The organism is Lactonifactor longoviformis DSM 17459 (assembly GCF_900129135.1).
In the GTDB taxonomy this organism is placed as follows: domain Bacteria; phylum Bacillota; class Clostridia; order Lachnospirales; family Lachnospiraceae; genus Lactonifactor; species Lactonifactor longoviformis.
The window spans coordinates 6,356-29,538 of the sequence record NZ_FQVI01000037.1; the positions used below are offsets into that span (position 1 = coordinate 6,356).

Below are 23,183 nucleotides of genomic sequence, written 5' to 3' on the forward strand. Positions count from 1 at the left end.
TGGCTGGCAAAAGATAGGCGGAAGCTGGTACTACATGAATGGAAGCGGAGCAATGCTGACTGGCTGGCAAAAGATAGGCGGAAGCTGGTATTACATGAACGGAAGCGGAAAGATGCTGACAGGATGGCAAAAAATCAGCGGAAGCTGGTATTATATGAACGGAAGCGGAAAGATGCTGACCGGTTGGCAAAAAATAGGCGGAAGTTGGTATTACATGAATGGAAGCGGAGCAATGGCAAGTAATACATGGATCGGTAACTCCTATGTTAATGGATCTGGTGTATGGGTAAAATCACGATAGGAAAAGGCGGGTGGCTGATCAATTTCTGATCAGCCAAACTCCTTTAGAGGTAAGTTATGAAAAGATTGCGGAAGTTACTGAATAATTATAACATTAAAAAGTGGCTGTCTAGAGGGGTTGCTGTATTAACCCTTGTTTGTCTTATAGTTCCCTCGGTGGTTGCTCTTGGAATGCAGCCAGAATCACAGCCGGATAACCCCATGGGGGATAATGAGGCACAGCATTCGGCCGTGCCTTTAAACTCTACCAGTGAGATGATTCCACAAATGCCTGAGGAGCAGAATCAGGGAGACGATCAGGAGAATAATGAAGATGCTCTTTTAGGAGATGAGACTGGTTCCGGGGAACAGTCTGAGAATCCAGGAGGTACAGGAGGCCCAGGGGATCCAGGAAACCCAGGAAACCCAGGAAACCCAGGAAACCCAGGAAACCCAGGAAACCCAGGAAACACAGAGAAAAGTCCGTTGTTCGATACAGACATCCCGAATAAAAGTACTTTAACGGTGCCAGAAATAGATTTCAGAATTATTCATAATTACCCCGATTACACAATGCTGCAGATGAATATTTCAATTAATGGAACAGATGTCTCAGACACATATAAGTATGATAAAAACAACGATAGATACCATCTGCCGTTAGTACAGGATGCTCAGAATCTAATTAAAATCACTATTACCTATCGTGATTCTGAAGGGAAGAGGCAGATAGGGGATAGGGATTATATCTTAGATGTTACATCTGGTTTAATTGTTGTAGAGAACATAGGAGAACAATCAGGGGGGAAATTAGAATTTACAGTGGATGAGGAAGTACTTTCATTTAATGCTTATCTTATGAAGGGCACGGATACATATGATGCGGATGTTTTACAGAATGACAAAAAAGTAAACCCTGATAAGGATGGAGGAAAGTATACTTATACAATTAAATTAAATGAAGGAATGAATGAAATATATATAGGCGGAGAACTTAATGGTGAACCGGCTGAGAATGCGGTTACCTACAAAGTACAATATAATAAGCCACTTGGAATTAGGATTGAATCAGATTTTACAGATGCAACAGTAGAATACAGAAAGATGAGGATAAATGCCAAAGCTTTCGTAAAAGATCGTGAGGTGAGTTTAGAGATTACTCAGACTACGGAGGACAGCGGAACAAAGATTTTGGAAAAAAATGGGGATGGGGGATATGATGTTACCCTTGAAAAAGGAGCAAATTGTTTTACGATCAAGGCGTATGATGAATCCAATGAAGTAACCACAGTTGAAGAAATATGGCCGGAAAATAATAGCCGCGAAGTAATAATTACATATCACAGGAAGGAGGATCCTAACCGCGATGGGGATGAGGATGGCCCGGATATATATATAAAGAATTTCGATGAAAATAAAACAACATCAGATAGTTCGCCAATAACATTTGGGGTAACAGCGATAGATATCGACGGTAACTATTGTTCCAGAAATGTCAGTGTTATGAATAATGGAAGAACCGATGGTGTGGTACTAGTTTACCCTAATGATGATCTTGTGACATATCGTGTTGATTTGAAAGAAGAAAATATAATACGGATTACTGCTGTAGATTCTCAAGGAAGGATGAGCTTTAAAGATTTAAGCATTAGTTATACAGGGGATGGTTCTGAAGAGGAAGTGGGAACTGTTCATGTACTGATGGATGCAAACACGGTAGGTGTGGGAACATTTATAGATATGGAGATACCTATTAAACGAAAAGATACAGCTATGGATGTTTTGATTAGAGCCTTTGATGAATGCGGATATACATTTACCTATACTGGCCTTCAGCAGGCTTCTGGGGGATTTTATCTGGAAAGAGTATTTGGACCAGCGCTTACAGGACTTTGTCGGGATAATGCCCCTGCAGATCTGGTAGAACTGGTAGGGATAGAATTGGAGAAGCAATATAATGTATGGCCGCCGGAGATTGTCGATGGAACGATAGACCAGTTAGGTGAATTTGATTTTGGACAGGGATCTGGATGGATGTACAGTATTAACGATTCGTATCCTAATGTTGGGTTTAGTGATACCTATATGTTTGATGGTGCTGTTATGAAAGTACGTTATACACTTTGGTATGGAAAAGATATAGGTGGTGCTGGTTCCATGGGGCAGTGGCCTGGACGTGAGGATGTAGAAGGAGGCAACTGGACTCCAGGTTGGTAAAGGGAGAAAATAAATGACATTATTGAAAAAAAAAGTAACAAACTACAGAAAGCGATTTTGTGCAGCTTTATTGACTTTTGCCATACTGGTGACCGGAGCTCCCGCTCCGGTCATGGCCCAGGTAACCCATAAGGAGTATGCAGGAGAAGAACTTCTGGGCGTTATGAAAGATATTGTAAACTGGAAAAAGTCTGCCATGGGATATTCGGAAGAGGAGAATCTCTTCCAGACATCATTTGTGGAAGGAGCTGGTACAACAGCAGCCGATTGGTTCCCTGTAGGGATCGGACGAAGCGGATATCCGGATGATTATGGGGCATATCTTGCTGTCTTGGGGGATCAGATAACAAAGCGTTATACCAAGGCTGAAAAACTGGACCGTTCCAAGGCAACAGAATGGCATAGAATGAGCCTCGCGGTTCTTGCCCTGGGAGGGGATCCTACCAACATAGGTAAGGACCCAGAAGGAAATCCTGTGAATCTTATAGCGGACGGCTCTTATTACAGGGGGAAGACCAGTCCATTAGGCAATCAGGGGATTAACGGCCGGATCTGGGGGCTGATTCAGATGGACAGCCTCCGGTACACAGTTCCCGAAGACGCCACGGATACACGGGATGGACTTATAGAAATATTGCTGGCCCTCCAGCAGGAAAATGGAGGGTTTTCTCTGATGCCGGACTCGGCAGAGCCCGATGTGGATATTACGGGAATGGCAGTACAGGCACTTGCGCCCTACTATAACAGTGAACAGACTTACACATATACCCGAAGCGCTACGGGAAAAGAAGAGACCAGAACCGTCCGCCAGGCCGTGGACGACAGTCTGGCGCTGCTGTCCCAAGAGCAGTCAGATGAGGGGGACTACAGCAGCTGGGGTTCCCCAAACTCTGAAAGTGTCTCACAGGTAATCGTGGCCCTCTGCAGTCTGGGCATTAACCCGGCGGAGGATGAACGGTTTATTAAAAACGGCAATACCCTTGTAGACGGACTGATGAAATATCGTTTGGAGGACGGAGGATTTATTCACTCAAAAGAGGCAGATCCCAATAATCCGACGGCGGATCCTACGAAGTCTAACGATATGGCAAGTCAGCAGGCCCTCTATGCCCTGACTGCCCTCTGCAGATACTACGGGGGAATGCGGTCACTCTACGACTTCCGGCCGGAGCAGAGCAGCGAAGTGAAGAGTCAGATCGCCCAGGTACAGAAAGAGATAGCAGAACTTCCTGTGGAACCGGGAGCCGGGGACAGAGAAAAGATCCAGGGGATTTTTGATAAATATCTGCAGATTCCCCCAGAAGAGAGATGCTATGTCTATTCCTACCATAAGCTGGCAGATGCTATGGAGGCACAGGGGATACAAAATACCTCAGAATCTTTGAGTGCCGCCATGAATCTGAATACCAGCGGCAGCGGAACTGTGGGGACACTGTTTGGAGAGGCTATGGAGTTTTCTGTCAATGTGCCATTTTCTTCCGAAGACGCAAAAAAAGTGGCGGAACTGCCTGATTCCATAACCACAGAGTCCTATACTCTTGTGGTGTCTCTTCTGGATAAATGGAATAAGTCAGAAAATAAAGATGCCTACGGAGAAGAAAAAGAGATTCTGGAAAAGAAAAAGGCAGAGATAGAAGCCATACAGGAAGAAATTGATGCAATTAACCAGGAGGTAATCGATAAACTTTATCCGGTGGACAGAATCTCTTTAAAAGATAAAGAGACGGTAAAGAGTATTGTGGCCCGCTGCAAAAAGCTGAGTGAATACGATCAGAAGCAGATACAGCAGTATGAGGATATTCAAAGAGCGGAAACCATGATCAGGAATAGGACAACAGCAGTATGGCTTGGGGCTGTACTGGGAATTCTGGCAGTTATTTTAATTATATTTGTTGTATTACATATGAAAAAACGGAAGCGTCAGAAGCTGGCTGAAAAAATGATGCCGGCAGAGGACGATGAGGAGGATTGGGAGGATTAAGCATTGAAGAAAGACTTGCTTGTATTGGGCTTTGTGATATTAATTGTGGCAGTCCTTCTATCCGGCACGAAGTTCCAGTCTGTAGAGGACTATTACCAGACACACATCGACGACATCAAAGAGGATTCCGAGACGGTGACACTCAGTATTCGGTGTGATACTGTCCTGGAGCATTGGGAACAATTGTCACCTCAGCTTCAGAGTGACAAATATATTCCGGAGGACGGTGTGATCTTGCCGCCTACAGAATATGTGCTCCGCCCGAAGGATACCGTGTTTGATATCCTGAATCGGGCGGTGCGGCACAGCAAGATTCAGATGGAGTTTCAGGGAGCAGATGACAATGTTTACAACAGCGTATATATTAAGGGAATTCACCATCTCTATGAATATTCCTGCGGACCCCTGTCGGGCTGGATGTATAAGGTGAATGGAGAATTCCCTGATTATGGCTGCAGCAGATATAAGCCGGAAGACAAAGATGTGATTGAATTTGTCTATACCTGCGATTTGGGCAGGGATGTAGGCGGAGAATTTGAGCAATAGAAAGGAGTGGGCATATGGATCATTTTTCATCTTATCACCCGTCGGTTTTGCTGGTATATTATGTGATCGTACTTCTGCTGACGATGTTTACAGTACATCCGGTATTGCTTGTATGTTCACTGCTGGGCGGTATTCTGTTTTTTGCGGCAACGAATCCCTTGAAAGCGCTGGGGAAAAATCTTATCTTTTATCTCTTTTTGTTTTTCCTCCTTGCCCTGACAAACCCTATCTTCAATCACAGAGGGGAGACGCCACTCTTTTTTATGAATGACAATCCTGTGACCCTGGAGGCTATCCTGTATGGTGCCGGGGTCTCTGTAATGCTGATAGGAATTATGTTCTGGTGCAAATGCTACAATCAGGTGATGACCTCTGATAAATTTGTCTATTTATTCGGAAAGGCCATTCCTAAGCTGTCTCTGGTTTTGTCCATGGCCCTTAGATTTATTCCTGTGTTTAAATCCCAGATGAAGAAAATCAGTCAGGTGCAGAAAACCATGGGTCTTTATACCAGCGACAGTCTGACAGATCGTGTGATCGGCAGTATCCGTACCTTAAGTGCCCTGCTTACCTGGTGTCTGGAGAATTCCATAGAGACGGCAGACTCTATGAAAGCCAGAGGGTATGGGCTGAAAGGAAGGACTAATTTTTCTATTTTTTGTTTTCGAATGGATGATGGGATTCTTCTGGCAGCCCTGGGTGCATTTTTGTGTATGTCAGGCGTGGGATATCAGCAGAACGTATTTGAATTCTACTATTATCCAAGCGTATCTCCCATTCCAACAGGGGCCGGGGCATATCTGCAGTACAGCATAATACTTGTGATGATGCTGTTTCCATCAATACTAGAGATAAAGGGGCGTATACAGTGGAAATTATTAAGAGCGAAGATTTGAGTTTTACATACCCCGGACAGGAGAAGAGGGCAGTGGACTCTGTGTCTTTCAAGATCCTTCCGGGGGAGTTTGTAGTAATATGCGGTGAGTCCGGGTGCGGAAAGACCACCCTGTTAAAATTGCTGAAAAGAGAGCTGTCTCCCAATGGAACCTTGGAAGGGGAGATCTATTACATGGGAACCCGGCTTGGTGAGCTGGATGACAGAACCGCTGCCTGCGAGATAGGGTATGTTATGCAGAATCCTGAGAATCAGGTAGTAACGGATAAAGTGTGGCACGAATTAGCTTTTGGGCTGGAAAACATGGGGGTTCCCACTCCTGAGATTAGAAGAAGGGTAGGAGAGATGGCCAGCTTTTTTGGAATCCATGAGTGGTTTCAGAAAGAAACCAGCCAGCTTTCAGGCGGGCAAAAACAGCTTTTGAATCTTGCCTCCATTATGGTGATGCAGCCAAGGATTCTGATCCTTGACGAACCCACCTCCCAGCTGGATCCCATTGCGGCGGCAGATTTTATCAATACGCTGCATAAGCTGAACCGGGAACTTGGGCTTACCATCCTGCTTGTGGAGCACAGGCTGGAAGAAGTTTTTCCAATTGCAGATAAAGTGGCTGTTATGGATAGGGGCCGTCTGCTGCTGTACGATACACCCAGGATAATCGGTAGTGAATTAAAGGAGAAGTATCAGAACCATCCTATGCTTCTTGGTCTGCCCAGTCCTATGCGGATCTATCAGCAGCTGGACGCCCGGGATGACTGTCCTCTGACCATCCGTGAGGGAAGAGATTTTCTCACAAGGAATTATCAGAAGGAGGGGCGCATCCAGAGCCCGGAGCGTGAGAAACCTGTGAGACACCGGGAAAAAGAAGAGGAGCTGGCAGTGCACCTGAAGAATATCTGGTTTCGATACGAGAGGGCCTTGCCTGATATTCTGGCAGGAGTGGATCTGAGAGTGAGAAAAGGTGAGATATTCAGTATCCTGGGAGGAAACGGTTCAGGTAAAACAACACTGCTAAGCGTAATATCCGGACAGAATAAAGCTTACCGGGGAGGAATCAAGATCTTTGGTAAAAAAATAAAGGAATACAAGAGCGGAGAGTTATACAGGCATAATCTGGCACTGCTTCCTCAGAACCCTCAGACAGTATTCCTAAAAACATCTGTGGCAGAGGACTATAAAGAGATTGGTAAAGTAATGGGATATGGCAAAGAGGAATTAGAGGAAGATATCGCCCGGATCGCAGGGCAGTTAAATATACAAGAGCTGCTTCCTAAGCACCCCTATGACCTCAGCGGCGGGGAACAGCAGAAGGCAGCCCTTGGGAAGATGCTGCTGCTGAAACCCAGATGTCTGCTTTTAGATGAGCCCACAAAGGGAATAGACGCATATTCCAAGGCAGTACTAAGAGGTATCCTGGATAATCTGAGAAAAGAAGGGATCACCATACTTTTGGTAACCCATGATGTGGAATTTGCAGCCCAGATCTCTGACCGGTGCTCTCTGTTCTTTGACAGAGAGGTGATTTCCGAGGATACGCCGGTCAGCTTCTTTTCCAATAACAATTTTTATACCACAGCGGCAAACCGGATGGCCAGGCATATGTATCCCTACGCCATTACCTGTGAGGATGTGGTGGCACTGTGCAGGAAATACGGGAGGAAATCAATATGAATTGGAAAAAAATAGGAAGCTTTGCCATCGTAATTATTCTGATTCCAATTACACTGGCCATAGGCGTTGTTCTTTTTAAGGGACGCAAATATAACATAATATCCATTGCAGTTGCCCTGCTGGCCTGCGTTCCTAATCTTTTATTTTTTGAAAAAGGAAAAGCAGATACCCGCCGTATGGTTGTAATCGCGGTGATGGTGGCAATCGCTTCGGTAGGAAGAGTTTTATTCTCTCCCGTTCCCAGTTTTAAGCCTGTCACAGCGATCGTGGTCGTTACGGGAATCTACCTGGGATCAGAAGCCGGGTTTTTTACAGGAGCACTTACAGCTGTGATCTCAAATATGTTTTTCGGACAGGGCCCATGGACTCCCTTCCAGATGTTTTCCTGGGGAATTTTGGGCTTTATTGCAGGGCTGCCCGTCCTGCAGAAGATTCTTAAATCTTCTGTGCAGGGGAAAACATTGGCAAGCCGCCTGCCCATTGTTGTCTACGGAGCAGCAGCCGGTGTGCTGTATTCTATGCTTATGGATGTTTGGTCCACATTAAACATGGACGGCACGTTTAACCTTCTCAGATATCTGGTACTGCTGGGAACGGGGATTCCCACAACAGTGATATACATAGTTTCTAATATAGTCTTTCTGCTCATTGCAGCAAAGCCTATCGGCACCCGCATAGAGAGAATAAAAATTAAATACGGTATATAACATAAGGAGACAGACATGGAAGAAAAGATTACAAGAATTATTGACGAAGTGAAAAAAGTTATTGTAGGTAAGGATGACATTATTCAGAAAGTCCTGATGACAGTACTTGCAAAAGGGCATATTCTTCTGGAAGACATTCCTGGGGTGGGGAAGACAACTTTGGCCCTGGCATTCTCCCGGGCTCTGGGACTGGATTATAAGAGAATTCAGTTTACTCCTGATGTGATTCCCTCGGATGTTGTAGGATTCAGCGTATATGACAAAGCAACCGGGCAGCTGGCCTACAAACCGGGAGCCGTTATGTGCAACCTGCTGTTAGCAGACGAAATCAACCGGACTTCCAGCAAAACCCAGGCCGCGCTCCTGGAGGTAATGGAAGAGGGAAATGTGACAGTGGACGGCAATACCTATCAGGTACCACAGCCATTTATTGTTTTATCCACACAGAACCCTATAGGTTCGGCCGGCACCCAGCTGCTGCCCCAGTCCCAGCTGGACCGTTTTATGGTGAGAATGCAGATGGGGTATCCTGATTTTAAAAGCCAGGTAAATATTCTACGGGATCGCCAGACAGAACAGCCTCTGGACGCAGCACAGCAGGTGGTAACCAAAGAGGAGATTATGGAAATGCAGGCAGAGGTGCAGCAGGTACATGTTGACGATGCGTTGCTGGAGTACATCACTTGTCTCGCCGAGGCGACAAGGGAACATGAACTGGTACAGATAGGGGTGAGCCCCCGGGGCGCTCTGGCTGTAAACCGTATGGCAAAGGCGTCTGCCTATATTGAAGGCCGTGACTATATGATTCCCGAAGATATTATCCGTGTATTTCCGGACGTATGCGCACACAGGGTGGTGTTATTTCCCAAGGCTAAGATTACAAATACGACTGCAGAAAGCATAATGAAGCAGATTACAGAGGAGATCGAGACACCGAAGATAGGAGAATAGACAGATTATGATAAAAGCTAAGATTTACAGTATCCTCTGGCTCCTGGGCTGTATCTATTTTTTCCTTTTCTCAGACTCTTTCCTTGCTCTCTGCCTGCTGCTTACGTCCCTGGCGGTGTTTGCTGTCTGTAAAATACTGACAGTCCTGACGAAAAAAAAGCTGTCCTTTGAACTAAAAGTCCAGCATACCGCAGCAAAAGGAAAACCGGCAAAAGGAGTATTGGCTGTCAAAAATACTTCTCTGTTTCCTGCCGCCAGAGTTCGATGCGTTCTTACTTTTTATAACTGCATGACCAGGGAAGAACAGGAATCAGAACTTTATTTCTCTATTATGGGGGGGAAAACAGAAGAGATAGACTGGGAGGCAGACAGTGCATACTGTGGATGCATCAGGATCCGCATAAAAGATGCCAGGGTTTTTGACTGGTTTGGGATCTTTTCCGCTCCTGTTTCTACAGAGGCCCAAGAGCAGGTGGCCGTTCTTCCGGATATGTTTCAGTCGGATGTCAGGGTCATGGACAGTCAGATCGAGGATATGGAGAGTGTTACATATTCTGACACAAAACGGGGCTATGATCCCAGCGAGATATTCGATGTAAGGGAATATGTTCCCGGGGACAGCCTGAAAAATATACACTGGAAGCTTTCAAGTAAATTGGATGAACTGTATGTAAAAGAATTAAGTATGCCTGTAGAGAATTCCATTCTCATATTTATGGAGAACTGTATGGAGGAGGGGAAACGCCCCAGACCTTCCGTAGTGGATGGTATGATAGAAGCTTTTGTATCCGTCTCACAGTCCCTCATAGAAGAAGGACATATGCACACCCTGGGGTGGTATGACCATATAAGAGGAGGATTTTTCTGCGAAGAAGTAAATAGTGTGGATGATCTTGCCGGTCTTTTGGGAGGACTTCTCGGAGTGGGAGTAAAGGACAATGGGTATTCCGGTCTTCACTATTATACTCAGGTATGCCAGGAATATCCTTTTTCCCATGTAGTCTATGTTACATTCAGAGATACTGCGGAGATAGAGGAAGTGGGAAGTTTCTGTATCGCAACAGAACTGCGGGCAGTGGCAAAGACAGAAGATGCGGTTTCCATGCCGGAGAAACAAAGAATTCTTTTTACTCCTGAGCATGCAGAGGAAAGCCTGTGTCAGCTGTTTATATAAGGAAAAGACAGGACTTGAAAGGAATTATCATGAAAAACCGAAAAGAAAACGCGAAAAAGAGAAAAACAAAGATAAACGTAGTATTTCTCCCGGATAAATTGAAAAAAAAGGATCTTTGGACAGAATATGCCGGGGACATAAGCGTCTGTGTTTTCCTGTTTGCAGGAATAATTATCAGTCTTTTTTCTATGTTTCAGATTCCGGCCGGTGCAATGGTATCCGCACTGGCCGGCCTGGTACTTTTGCTGCTGCTTTTTTCCTTTGGAAATAAGAGAAAGTATGCCCTGTTTGTCTCTGGGATTATGTTGGCGGTTGGGCTTCTCCTGCTGATTTTGAGACAAAGGATACTGATCAACGGGCTGTTTTTAACTATGAATCAGGCTGCAGAAGCATTTGGAACTCATACCCATCTGGAGATGAAGCTTTATGAGATATCTGCGGAAAAATCCCAATATCTATTATGCTATATCCTGTTCTGGGGTCTGATTTCCATCGTTGCCGCATATATCAGTTATGCAGCAGTCAGAGTAAGAAGCTGGCTGCTTATGCTGCTGGTCTGCGCACCCCTTCTGGTCTTAAACCTTGTGGTGGGGATATCTCCTCAGGCGCCGGCAACGGTTCTGCTTTTATTGTCTGTGGCACTGGTATTTGCCAGAATCCATGTAAACGGGCGCAGGGCAGAAGCGACAAGGGGAGGCCACAGATACGGGATTGTACTTCAGATGATACCAATTTTACTGGGAATCACACTGATTTTTTTCGGTATTCTGGGAGCGGCAGCTTCTTCTGGGGAATATACCAGAAGTGACAGAGTGCGTCATGCAGCAGAGTGGATAACAGGAAAGATAGATGATATCAGGTATGAAAAAACGAAAACAAATAACCTGCCCAAAGGTAACTTCAGAAAGCTTCAGCCGCTGGAACTGAAAGACACCCCGGCTTTGGAGGTTGTGCAGAGCAAACCTATGTCCCTGTATCTGAGAGGGTATGTGGGAAGTGAATACACAGAGGAAAAATGGGAGGACCTGGATCCGGATACGTATTATAAAGAAAGGGATTTATTTTACTGGCTGAATAAAGACGGATTTCAGGCGATGAACCAGCTGAGTCAGGTGTATGGCCTGGAAACCGGGGAAGTGGAGTCCATCAGTATGAAAGTGCTGAATAAAAACGCCAGCAGCAAGTATCTTTATGTTCCCTATGAATTGCAGACAAAACCGTCACACCTTGAGGATGCACAAGTCTGGGGCGATGTAAACATAAGAGGGGAAAACGCCGGAGGAAACCGGTACTATGAATATCAGACATCGGTAAATCTGGTGCGTATTTATCCTCAGCTGGTGCAGGATATTTATAAGCTGACAGATGAGATGGGACAGCAGATCACTACCTATAAAAAAGATGAAAGTTATTACAATCAGTTCGTGTATGATACCTATACGAAGGTGCCGGATAAAGAAAAGGATGTTTTAAAAGCCTGCCTTGGAGTAGAAGAATATACCGGAGACAGCGAAGACGGCATCAGTCATACTCCCTATGAGGAGGCAAATGAACTGATTATGGGATATCTAAATGAGAAGATTACCTATGATGAAACCGTATCAGCGCCTCCTGCGGGAAGAGACTTTTTGAGCTATTTTCTAAGGGATACCCAAAAGGGATACTCGGTTCACTATGCTACGGCAGCAGCTATGATGTACCGTTATCTGGGAATACCGGCCAGATATGTGGAAGGCTACCTTCTCACACCGGACCTGGTGGAGGAGGCAGAAGAATCTGTACCGATTACAATTACGGGAAAAGAAGCCCATGCGTGGGTGGAAATTTATCAGGATGGGATAGGATGGATACCCATGGAGGTTACTCCGGACTATCTCACGAAAATGGAACGACCTAATTTTGCACTTTTTTCTGGCTCCCAGGAGGGTGACAAAGGAATGGAAGGGGAAGGAAACACCGGTGACACCAAGGATGCCGATGAGAAAGAGGACCCCCCTGAGGATGAAAGGCAGAAGGAAGCTCAGCAGCAATCTCCATGGGCGATAGCTCTCAGTATACTGATTGGAGTTGTGATAGCTCTTCTTATATTAATGCTTGCCTGTTTGATGTACCGGAGATGGCTGCTGGCAAAGCGAAAGGCAAAATTCCTAAGCACCGATAACAGGGCAGCTGTCTGCAGCATGTATAGTTATATCTTATATCTGCTGCAGCATACGGATATCCCTAAAAGGGGAGGCTCTCATTACCGGTATCTGCCGGAACTGGAAACTGTCTATTCCAAAGAGTATGCCGCCGGTTTTCCGGAAGTAATAAGAATCAGCCAGAAGGCTGCCTACAGTGAAAAGGAGATTGCTTTGGAGGAGAGACAGACCGTAGAACAATACCTCGATCAGACTCTGACAACAATAAAAAAAGACAAAAATATATGGAAAAGATTCCAGATGTACTGGATAAAATCCCTTTATTAACGCCGCAGATGCGTTTTATATAGATGGAAATACAATATACTACCCAACAGAAAAGGAGGATACAATGAAAAAGGCGAAAAGAACAATAAAGACAAGAATATTTGCCTGGATGTTGACGGTTCTTATGGTACTGAGCCTTGTACCTGAGTCTGCAGTAATGGCTGCAGAGGCAGACAGTACAGTTTACGGCGGGGGATCCCAAACAGAACCCGGAACGGATCCTGATGCAGAAAATGAGAGTGGAGAAGATGATATGACTCAAAGCACCATCATCCTTTCGGCACAGGAGGGAAATCAGTACAAATTTTTGAGAAACAGTGTTACTATCCCAGAGGGTATTGCAAAAGAGTATGGCTATGCCAATGCCGATACGGTGGAAAAGGGACAGATTACTGCACTGGATGCATTGGTTTATCTTCATACCCAGCTGTACGGAGACGAATTTACCAAAGAGACTGCAGAGAACTATCTTCAGATCAATGCAGAAGGATGGATTACCAGGATTTATGCAAAAGATACAAAATATGCAGGATTTCTCGTAAACGGTTATCCGGCCCACAATGGGGAACTGGGAGAGGACGGTTCGTATGCAGGGCTTGTAATCAATGAAGCCGTGCTGTCAGAAAATGATGTGGTAGAATTTGTGATTTTCCAGGATGAAGTGACTTCCGGCGATTATTATGGCTGGTTTGCTGCTGACGGTGAAAAAACGGAAGAGATAACCGCAGAAGCAGCCGGGCCGGTGTCCCTGACATTAGAGGGATATATGCTGGCGTATACAGGATTGTACGAAGCGGGAAGTGAACAGCAGCAGATTCTGCCGATTCAAGGGGCACAGATTCAGCTGATAGATGAGAACGGTGTGAGCACAGATATAGAGAATGCCGTTACAGACGAGAATGGTCAGGTTACCTTTACAGCGCCTGAGGCAGGTAAATACACAGTATCTGCAAGGACTACGGATGAAATGACTTATCCGGTATTTTCTCCATGGTGTACCCTGACTGTCACGGAGGCAGAGGAAGAGTCTGTACCGGAGGAAGAAGAAAGCACACAGGTACAGCCGCAGAATCGGGCAGCCGCCTACGGCCTGGATGCCCAGAGCAGCAGTGCCCGGGAAATCCTCAGAACCAACCTGACGGACGGCACAGTATACAGGGGCAGCCGGACAACATTTGATGTATGGGCTTATGATGAGGACGGAAATAAAGTAGAGCCTCAAGTAACCCTTAACGGTGCCACAGTAAACAAAACATGGTCAGATACAGAAAAAACAAGTTTTACGCTTCGCTTTACCAAGGAGGGTGAAAATGTAATTGTTGTATCTGTACGTGACGAACTGACCTGGCAGCTTTTAGAACAGAAAACGTATCACGTCACCTATAAAAAGGTAGAGGAAGGCGGCCTGATCGGTTATATTAACTTTAGCTTTGAGGCAGGTTCCATAGGTATGGGTTACCTTGTAGAGCCCAGAAAGGTTCCTGTCTATGAAGGGGAAAACGGAGCACAGCTTCTCGCCAGAGTACTGGAAGAGGAAGGCTATTGTTTTGAGCATACAGGAAAATTAGAAAGCGGATTTTATCTCTCTGACTTGAGGGACGGGTGCTCACAAAAGGCAAACGGAACGCCTCATTTGGGCTGCCAGGACCCGGATAAAGCGAAAACCCTGAATATCCCGGGGGATGTGACAGATCTGGTACCTGAGTATTTGAAGTCAGCTATGGAAGCGGAAGGATGCTCTACCTGGTTTGACGATCACGATGATCCCGGTAAACTTTCAGAATTTGATTTCGCTCAGGGATCCGGTTATATGTATCAGCTGAACAATATCTTTCCCAATGTAGGATTCTCTGATGCTTATCCTCAGGATGGAGATACCATCCGGGTATACTTCCAGCTCTGGTACGGGGCGGATGTAGGCGGAAACGGAAGTATGGGCGGCGGCGGCTTTGGTAACGGCGATTTCTATCCAACAGCAGACAAAGACGAGCTCACAGGCACCATGGCGGCTTTGAATAGTTCTGTAAATAAAGAGCAGCTGCTGGCCAACCCAGCAATCAGTGCTGCCTATGACAAAGCAGTAGAAACTGCAATGACGCTGAATGCATCAAAAGAAGAGGTCAGCCAGGCAAATGACACACTTAAAAAAGTGATGGAGACAAGCCCAGCCACAACACTTACATTAGATCAGACCTCTATGACAGTGCCTTATCCGCAGTCAAAACAGCTGAAAGTAACTGTGGGACCGGAGGGAACCACGACTCCTGGAATTATTCAATGGAGCAGCAGTGATGAATCAGTAGCTACAGTAGAAGGGGGAAAGGTAACGGCAAAAGGAGCAGGGACGGCCACTATCACAGCTGTTCTGGGAGAACTTACAGCTTCCTGTAAGGTTACTGTTCCGGCAGAGGCCATGACGGGCATCAGCCTGGATAAGGCTGAGCTCACCATGATTAAACATGAAAAACAGGAACTGAAAGTCAGCTACGAACCGGCAGGAACCACAGAACCCAGAGACGTGCTGTGGAGCAGTAAGGATGAAAAGATTGCTGCCGTGGACGAAAGCGGGGAAGTCACAGCCACAGGAAAGGGAACCACAACAATCACTGCAAAGGTAGGAGCGTTTACTGCCGAATGCCAGGTGACAGTTTCAGAGATTCCTCTTACCGGGATTTCACTGAATAAGAGAGAACTGGAGGTCCTGAAAGGGAGCGGTGAGACACTTACCGTGAAAGCAGAGCCCGAAAATACTACAGACGATGCCACAGTAACCTGGAGCACGGATGATGCAAAGGTGGCTACGGTCAACAGATATGGCAGGGTAACAGGAATCGCACAGGGAAGTACGACCATTACGGCGAAAGTAGGAGACTTTACTGAAACCTGTAAAGTGACGGTGAAGGAAATACCGCTGACGGGGATTACGTTTGGGTCTTACACCAGTTATTCTTGTGTAAAGGATTATCAATTTCCAAAAGTAGCAAAAATACCGGCAAACTCCACAGATTCTGTAATATATACCTATTCGTCCAGTGATGAGAATATCGCAACCGTAGATTCAAGAGGAAGGGTATACTGCAAGACTTATGGACAGGTAACCATTACAGCGACAGAGACAAATTCCGGCTATACGGCGCAGTCTGTAATGAATATTGTGGAGAAAGTAAATAAGACAACAGAAATCACCTTAAACAAATCAAAATTAACCCTCGGCGTAGGAAAAGAGGGCAGCTTAACTGCCGAGCTTTCACCCACCAATGCTACAGACCCTATAGTCTGGACCAGCAGCGACGATTCGGTTGCTGCGGTAACGGATGGAAAGGTCACTGCCGTGGCGGAGGGAACCGCAGAGATAACTGCTATATCCGGAACACAACAGGCAGTCTGCCAGGTGAAAGTAACTCAGGAACAGCCATTGCTGGAGAAGGTGCAGTTCTGGAGCGATTCCAGGAACACCAATGAACTCATCCCCGATACGGCATTTGATCCGCAGATTACCACCTACCATGTACCGGCTGGGGATATTACAAGTACATTTGTCATCAATGCAGAACTTCCGGAAGGTGTGGATGCCACAATGACAGCGAAATGGAAAGCAGCCTCGAACCAGGCGGATAAAACCCAGGTCCTGAAGTCAGGAGAAAATAAAGCACTGACTAATTTTATAAAATCCGGCCTTGTTTCTCCTACGCTGACGTTAGAAGTTGCTACTCAGGAGGAGAAGATAACATATACCTTTATCATAGACCGAGTTGCTACCTTATCCTCCCTGACAGGGGAAACAGATCATAATTCTCTGATTCTGAGTCCGGAATTTGAGGCATTAACCAAAGCGTATGACGCGGACGTCCTCGACTCTGACGAGAAAGCAACCCTCCACTTGAAGGGATATAGAAGCGATTATCAGATTACGGTCAACGAATTCCCTGTGGATGAGCAGGGGAATGCTGCGGTGGCTCTGTCAGGAGACACGACAACGGCCCTGATTAAAGTAAGCGCAGAGGGTGCTGTAAACAGCACTTATAAACTGAATCTCAATAAAAAGAATTCTGTCAGGATGACATTAAATCTGTCGCCGGAGGATGCTGTCTTTACACTGAAGGACAGCGCAGGCAGCAGAGTGGCTGGTGAAGATAATCTTTATACACTGATGCAGGGGGCAGAATATACCTATACGGCTGTAAAGACGGGATATATCTCACAGACGGGAACGATTACAGCAGATCAGGATGAGACCAGAGGTATTGTTCTGGAAAAAGCACCGGAGAGCACACTTACCATCCTGCCCTCCGAATGGGCAAATTTCCGCAGAGGGCAAGACAATATGGGAATTACCCCGGCCCTTACTCCTCATGACAGCCAGGAGACAGAAATGAAATGGGCGAAGACCCTGGGAAGCGGATGGTCGGCAGCGCCCAGTGTACAAATCATTGTAGACGATTCGCTGATTGTAATGTCCAACTCTAAGATTTATAAACTGGACTTAAAAACAGGTGAGGAGCAGGCTTCCGCTTCCATGGCGGCAGCGATAAACTGGGGCTATACACCGCCTACATATGCAGATGGAATGCTCTTTGCTCCTTTGGCAAACGGAACCGTTCAGGCGTTTAACGCCGAGACACTGGAGTCACTTTGGATCTACCGGGATCCTTATGGCGGACAGGCACTCAGCCCTATTACATACTCTGACGGCTATGTATATACGGGATTCTGGAATCCTAATAAAGCCTCCAATTATGTATGCCTGCCCATCACCGATGAGGATCCGGAAGCTTCTGATGAAGCAAAAGTCCCGGCATGGACGTATACTTGCGATAAGGGATTCTATTGGGCAGGGGCAGTTGCCGTTGAGGATACTCTTATCTTCGGAAGTGATATTCTCGCAGACGGTAAATCGAAACTCTATGCCGTGGACAAATATACAGGAGCTGTGAAAGAAACGGCGGAGTTAGAGGGCGATCAGCGCTCAACGGTTTCCTATGACAGTGCAAACGGAAAAATATACTTTACGACCAAGGCAGGTTATCTCTATGGGATGGATGTAGCAGCAGACGGCGTCTTTGATCCTGAATCGCTGGTTTCCTGCAAAATAGGCAGTATGAGCACCAGTACACCGGTGGTCTATAAAGGAAGAATCTATGCCGGATTTAGTACGGGCGGAAATTTTAGCGGGGAATTCGGTGTTGCGGTAGTAGATGCAGCGACTATGGAAACCGTATATACAGTTCCCATGAAAGGGTATCCACAGGGCTCCGTATTACTATCCACCGCATACGAAGGCATTGACGGATATTCCTATCTCTATATGACATACAATGAAATGAGCGGCGGAATCACACTGATTAAAGATAAACCAGGCCAGACAGAACCTATCAAAGAGGAACTGTTTATCCCGGCATCCCAGTATCAGCAATATTGTATTACCAGTATCATATCAGGTGCAGACGGGACCCTGTACTATAAAACGGATTCCGGCAATGTTCTGGCGGTGGGAATGACAGAAATAGGAGCTTCCAGAAATGCAGCCAAAAAAGAGCTGAGCAGTTATAAAAATCCTGATGAATATTTAGAAGGGCAAAAAACCGAATTATCAGAGATTCTGGCAAAAGGGTTAGAAGCCATTGATGCCGCTCAGACGCCGGAAGAGATCGAATCAGCACTGAATGATGGGAAATCTCTGATGGATGCAATTATGACCAAGGCAGAACTCTTAGTAGCAGATGTAACCCTGGACAAGACGCAGATCACTCTGGACAAAAATGGAACGACAGTTTTGCAGGCAGTTGTTTCCCCGGCTACCGCATTAAACAAGAAGGTATCCTGGAAATCTTCCAATTCTTCCGTAGCAGCTGTGGATGCAAATGGAAAAGTTACGGCAAAAGGGGAGGGAAAAGCAGACATCACAGTTACCACAGAAGATGGCGGGAAAACCGCGGTCTGCAGAGTGAATGTGGTATACAGCGGAGCCTGGATCAAAAATAATCATGGCTGGTGGTACCGATACATCGACGGTACATGGCCGGCCGGAAAGTGGGCACAGATCCATGGAAAATGGTATGTCTTTGACAAAGACGGCTATATGCGCACCGGTTGGATACAGACTACAGGCGGCTGGTATTATTGTGACAACAGCGGGGCGATGTGTACTGGCTGGGTAAGAGTTGGATCTACCTGGTACTATATGAGCACTCAGGGAAAAATGCAGACCGGCTGGATATTCCTTGGCGGTAAGTGGTATTATCTGAACGGAAGCGGAGCCATGCAGACGGGTTGGTACAAGGTAGGAAATACCTGGTATTACAGCAGCAGCAGCGGAGCGATGCAGACCGGGTGGCAGAAGATCGGAGGCATATGGTATTACCTGAGAGAAAGCGGTGCCATGGCAACCGGCTGGCTGTTAGACGGAAAAACCTGGTATTATCTGAACAGAAGCGGAGCGATGCAGACCGGGTGGCAGAAGATCGGAGGCATATGGTATTACCTGAAGGAAAGCGGTGCCATGGAAACCGGCTGGCTGTTAGACGGAAAAACCTGGTATTATCTGAACGGAAGCGGAGCGATGCAGACCGGCTGGCAGAAGATCGGAAGTAAGTGGTACTATCTGTACAGCAGCGGAGCTATGGCAGCTGACACCTGGGTTGGGAATTACTACGTAAACAGCTCAGGAGTATGGGTAAAATAGCTGCCTTTGGCGTACATTTTTTAACCTTTCGTGTGCACACACTGGTATTTTAAACGGTGCAGTGATATAATAATCAAAATAATGGAGCGTTAGAGATAACGCTCCATTCATAAAGGAGATAAAGACAGCTTGATTACGACGATAAATATGACAAATAATCAGGATGAGCTTGAAAGGTTCCGGGATATGGAGGACCTCAGACAGTTCTGTACGCAGTACGGCTGCGACGGCATTGAATATATGAGAATCCCGGGAGAAGCAGACATTCCAAAAGATATGATCCAGGGGGTGCATCTGTCATCCTTCCAGAACTGGATGGACCTTTGGCTGGGGAATAAAAAGCGCCTGCTGGAAGAGTTCGGCAGCATGGAGATTGTAGAGCAGTTCTACGGAGGGACAAGTCCGGGAAGTCTGATTGAAAAGTTTACGAAGGAATTGGATTACGCCCAGGAGATTGGGGCGAAATATGTGGTATTTCATGTATGCGAGGTGAAAATAAAGGAAGCATTTACATACAAGTTTGACTATTCGGATCAACAAGTTATAATAGAAGCAGCAAGAATTATAAATCATTTATTAGATGGAAAAAAATACACCTTTGATTTTCTTATGGAAAACCTGTGGTGGCCCGGACTTAATTTCCTGGATCCGGCTATGCCGAGGCTTTTGCTGGACAGCGTCAACTATAAGAACAAAGGCTTTATGTTAGATACAGGGCACCTGCTGAATACAAATCTTAATCTGAAAAATCAGGATGAGGCGGTTGCTTATATAAACGAAATTCTCGACAGGAATGAAGGAATTTCTACCTATATAAAGGGAATCCACCTTCATCAGTCCATTACAGGAGAATTTGTAAAGTCTTCCAGGAACCATATACCGAAGTTAAAGGAGGATTACTGGGAGCGCTGGTGCCAGATATTTGAGTATATTTTTCAGGTGGACAGACACCAGCCGTTTACAGGAAAGGGACTGTCCAGGCTTATCGAAAGAATTTCACCTCAGTACCTAACCCATGAACTGATAACAAGAAACCGTCAGGAACAGGAAGCGTTTCTGAGACTGCAGACAGATGCTTTAAGGGATTCGCATTAAAATAAATTGTGAAGAAATGTGAAAAATCTGTTAACTCTCTGGATTTCCAATCCACAAAATGGTATATTATACGTATTAAGTATAATTAAAAGCCGGGACTACCCCCTTTTAATGTACGAACAGGGGGAGCAGTAAAAAACCAAAGGAAAGGACTTAAGGATGTTTAAAAGGAAAGTATGGCTTAACAGAATCTTTGCTGCCAGCCTGGCTGGCGTTTTGATGACACCGGCGACGGCCGTATATGCAGCGCCAGACAATAATGTAAATAACGAATCTAATATAGACCCTGAGGGTGAGAGTGGACAATCAACGCCAGGTTCCGATACAGGAGGATCAACTATTACACCTCCGGCTGGAGATGACGACCAGACACAGAATCCCGGTTCAGGGGAGACAACAACACCGCCTGCTGAGGATCCTGAGACACCGGACCCGCCCGTGCCGGAAGAACCTGATGTACCTACGCCGGAGGAACCGGAGCCGGATGAGCCCCTTCCGGAACAGCCGGAGGAGACTCCTGAGACACCGGAAGAGGAAGAACCGGAGGAAACTCCCGGGGAAGACGAGACACCGGAAGAGGAGGAGACTCCTGAGACGGATTCTGAGACCATTACCAATCCTCAGGCCGGCACTAATCAGGGTTTGATTTCCCAGCAGCAGATCATTATTCCTCCTATGATTGAGGATACTTTCCGCTTTGTTACGGTGGAAAAGGATTACGCAGTTGCAAGGGAAGCTCTTGACATCTATTCTGCCAAAATCGGAGAAGAGATGGAGACTGAGGACGGGGAAAACGCAGAAGAAGAGCCCCAGGAAGATCCCATTGTGGTGGGCGAGATTGAAAAAGACGGCCTTTGCTATGTGCTGAAACAGGAAGAGGGCAGCGAATGGGTTTACATAGAGTCAGGAGTTGTCAGAGGGTTTGTAAAAGCGGAAGATCTGCTTATGGATGAAGAGGCAGATAATTTTGTGACAGAAAAAGGGGAAACAAATCTGCATGTGGCACAGGCACTTGTGGATCCTATCGACAATCCGGCATTAACCTATACAAGAACTACCATTCGCCAGACTGTAATAGATAAAGTATACGCTATCTCTACAGCCAGTGAGCTGAATATAAGGGAAGGCAAGAACACAGACTCCCGCATCGTGGGAACGTTGGCAAAGGATGCACTCTGCTATATCCTTGCGGACAGTGATCAGGATTGGGTCTATGTGGAATCCGAAGATGTCAGGGGATTTGTCAAGAAAGAATATCTCCTTCAGGGAGAAGAAGCCTCCAAGAAGGTAGAGGAGACTGGGGAAGAACAGTTTGCACTGGCGACTCAGCTCATTGAACCGGAGGAGAATGCAGCCTGCTATTATACAATAACCTCTGTAAAGGAAGGCATGATTGCAAGTGCAATCCGTACGTCCATGTTAGAGTTTGCCCAGCAGTTTTTAGGAAACCCCTATGTATGGGGGGGAACCAGCCTTACAAACGGCGCAGACTGTTCCGGATTTGTACAGAGTATCTATGCACAGTTTGGCTACTCTCTGCCGAGAACCTCCAGAGAACAGGCTCTGTACGGAACACAGATTCCTGTGGAGGATGCAGCGCCCGGAGACCTTATCTTCTATGCTAAGAACGGAACGGTATATCATGTAGTAATGTATATGGGTGACGGGCAGATTATACAGGCGGGTTCCAGAAAGACTGGAATCAATATTTCTACGGTAGATACAGAGCATGCAGTGTGGGCAACACGGGTGATATCAGATGCGGATTCTGAGAATATTAAGCTCGTGAATGCCAAAGCGGATCAGACCACATCGGAATATACCACAGCAACAGCGGATCAGATAGGAGATTTGCTGGGTAACTTTAAGCTGACCGCATACTGTAATTGTTCCCTTTGCAGCGGACAATGGGCTGGCGGACCTACAGCAAGCGGCACTATGCCGGTGCAGGGCCGGACTGTGGCTATGGGAGGTATTCCATTCGGCACCAAGCTGGTGATTAATGGGCAGCTCTTTACGGTTGAGGACAGAGGAACTCCGTACGGACATGTGGATATCTTTATGAATGATCACAACGAGTGCAACGAATTTGGAGTTGGATACGCCAACGTTTTTCTTGCTAAATAAATGAACTTAAAAAGGCGCAGCGCCTGAATCAGCAGGCTGCTGTGCCTTTTTATGTGCGCCCGGCGGCGCACGTTTCTAACCGGTGCAAGTCCGGAATCCGCCCGGTGGTGGGAAGGATATAGCCGAAGGCAAGGGTGTCCATTGTGAGGTGGAATCCGAAGGAAGCCGGATATGGGGAACATACGAACCCATGGGCAAATCTCTGGTCTGACGAACAGAAACCACATAAGAGGCTATGCATGAGGATAAGGCTGCATGACAAGTCGAAGTCCAATAACTACCCGGAATCATGTATGGTAGATGTGGCAGATGGATGGAGAGAAAGAAACGTGTGGTACCTGGGGAGGTCTGCACGACACGCCCTGAAAGGGGTAACCATTATGGAGAGAT

The 23,183-nt window shown here is 46.3% G+C and carries 12 protein-coding genes and 1 pseudogene; all 13 read left to right on the forward strand.

All coding sequences use genetic code 11. The features are described 5' to 3' along the window. Positions 1-301, forward strand: a pseudogene (locus BUA56_RS22850) (N-acetylmuramoyl-L-alanine amidase family protein); the annotation flags it as partial. Between the two features lie 56 nt (positions 302-357). Continuing rightward, entirely contained in the window at positions 358-2,496 is a 2,139-nt protein-coding gene (locus BUA56_RS20305; protein WP_072854597.1) for a DUF4430 domain-containing protein, read from the forward strand. Positions 2,497-2,509: 13 nt separating this feature from the next. Next, entirely contained in the window at positions 2,510-4,477 is a 1,968-nt protein-coding gene (locus BUA56_RS20310; RefSeq protein WP_072854598.1) for a prenyltransferase/squalene oxidase repeat-containing protein, read from the forward strand. A 3-nt stretch (positions 4,478-4,480) separates the two neighbouring features. Then, positions 4,481-5,023 carry a DUF4430 domain-containing protein gene (locus tag BUA56_RS20315; RefSeq protein WP_072854599.1) on the forward strand — a complete coding sequence of 181 codons (543 nt, stop codon included), beginning with the start codon at positions 4,481-4,483 and terminating at the stop codon, positions 5,021-5,023. A gap of 14 nt (positions 5,024-5,037) precedes the next feature. Beyond that, positions 5,038-5,919 (forward strand): energy-coupling factor transporter transmembrane component T, encoded by an 882-nt coding sequence (locus tag BUA56_RS20320; RefSeq protein WP_072854600.1) that lies wholly within the window; start codon positions 5,038-5,040, stop codon positions 5,917-5,919. Next, a complete protein-coding gene (locus BUA56_RS20325; protein ID WP_072854601.1) occupies positions 5,892-7,589 on the forward strand; it encodes an ABC transporter ATP-binding protein in 1,698 nt (565 codons plus the stop codon). Before BUA56_RS20320 ends, BUA56_RS20325 begins: the two co-directional genes overlap by 28 nt. Then, complete coding sequence (locus BUA56_RS20330; RefSeq protein WP_072854602.1) at positions 7,586-8,296, forward strand: ECF transporter S component; 711 nt, start codon at positions 7,586-7,588, stop codon at positions 8,294-8,296. Before BUA56_RS20325 ends, BUA56_RS20330 begins: the two co-directional genes overlap by 4 nt. Positions 8,297-8,311: 15 nt before the next feature. Further along, positions 8,312-9,247, forward strand: coding sequence for an AAA family ATPase (locus tag BUA56_RS20335; protein WP_072854603.1), 936 nt, complete (start codon positions 8,312-8,314; stop codon positions 9,245-9,247). A 7-nt stretch (positions 9,248-9,254) separates the two neighbouring features. Next, on the forward strand, positions 9,255-10,421 hold the full coding sequence (locus tag BUA56_RS20340) for a DUF58 domain-containing protein (RefSeq protein ID WP_072854604.1): 1,167 nt from the start codon (positions 9,255-9,257) through the stop codon (positions 10,419-10,421). Between the two features lie 29 nt (positions 10,422-10,450). Beyond that, positions 10,451-12,889 (forward strand): transglutaminase-like domain-containing protein, encoded by a 2,439-nt coding sequence (locus BUA56_RS20345; protein ID WP_139249512.1) that lies wholly within the window; start codon positions 10,451-10,453, stop codon positions 12,887-12,889. A gap of 64 nt (positions 12,890-12,953) precedes the next feature. Beyond that, positions 12,954-19,571: an Ig-like domain-containing protein gene (locus BUA56_RS20350; protein WP_072854606.1), complete on the forward strand. Its 6,618-nt coding sequence runs from the start codon at positions 12,954-12,956 to the stop codon at positions 19,569-19,571. A gap of 147 nt (positions 19,572-19,718) precedes the next feature. Continuing rightward, complete coding sequence (locus BUA56_RS20355; protein ID WP_072854607.1) at positions 19,719-20,666, forward strand: sugar phosphate isomerase/epimerase family protein; 948 nt, start codon at positions 19,719-19,721, stop codon at positions 20,664-20,666. Positions 20,667-20,825: 159 nt separating this feature from the next. Next, the gene (locus BUA56_RS20360; protein WP_072854608.1) at positions 20,826-22,793 is read left to right on the forward strand and encodes an NlpC/P60 family protein; all 1,968 of its coding nucleotides are present in this window, start codon (positions 20,826-20,828) and stop codon (positions 22,791-22,793) included. Positions 22,794-23,183: the final 390 nt, after the last annotated feature.

Excerpts from the sequence above, each read along its gene's own strand:
- BUA56_RS20305 (WP_072854597.1), top strand. The coding sequence starts at position 358 with ATGAAAAGATTGCGGAAGTTACTGAATAATTATAACATTAAAAAGTGG.
- BUA56_RS20310 (WP_072854598.1), top strand. The coding sequence starts at position 2,510 with ATGACATTATTGAAAAAAAAAGTAACAAACTACAGAAAGCGATTTTGT.
- BUA56_RS20320 (WP_072854600.1), top strand. The coding sequence starts at position 5,038 with ATGGATCATTTTTCATCTTATCACCCGTCGGTTTTGCTGGTATATTAT.
- BUA56_RS20330 (WP_072854602.1), top strand. The coding sequence starts at position 7,586 with ATGAATTGGAAAAAAATAGGAAGCTTTGCCATCGTAATTATTCTGATT.
- BUA56_RS20335 (WP_072854603.1), top strand. The coding sequence starts at position 8,312 with ATGGAAGAAAAGATTACAAGAATTATTGACGAAGTGAAAAAAGTTATT.
- BUA56_RS20340 (WP_072854604.1), top strand. The coding sequence starts at position 9,255 with ATGATAAAAGCTAAGATTTACAGTATCCTCTGGCTCCTGGGCTGTATC.
- BUA56_RS20345 (WP_139249512.1), top strand. The coding sequence starts at position 10,451 with ATGAAAAACCGAAAAGAAAACGCGAAAAAGAGAAAAACAAAGATAAAC.
- BUA56_RS20350 (WP_072854606.1), top strand. The coding sequence starts at position 12,954 with ATGAAAAAGGCGAAAAGAACAATAAAGACAAGAATATTTGCCTGGATG.
- BUA56_RS20355 (WP_072854607.1), top strand. The coding sequence starts at position 19,719 with ATGACAAATAATCAGGATGAGCTTGAAAGGTTCCGGGATATGGAGGAC.
- BUA56_RS20360 (WP_072854608.1), top strand. The coding sequence starts at position 20,826 with ATGTTTAAAAGGAAAGTATGGCTTAACAGAATCTTTGCTGCCAGCCTG.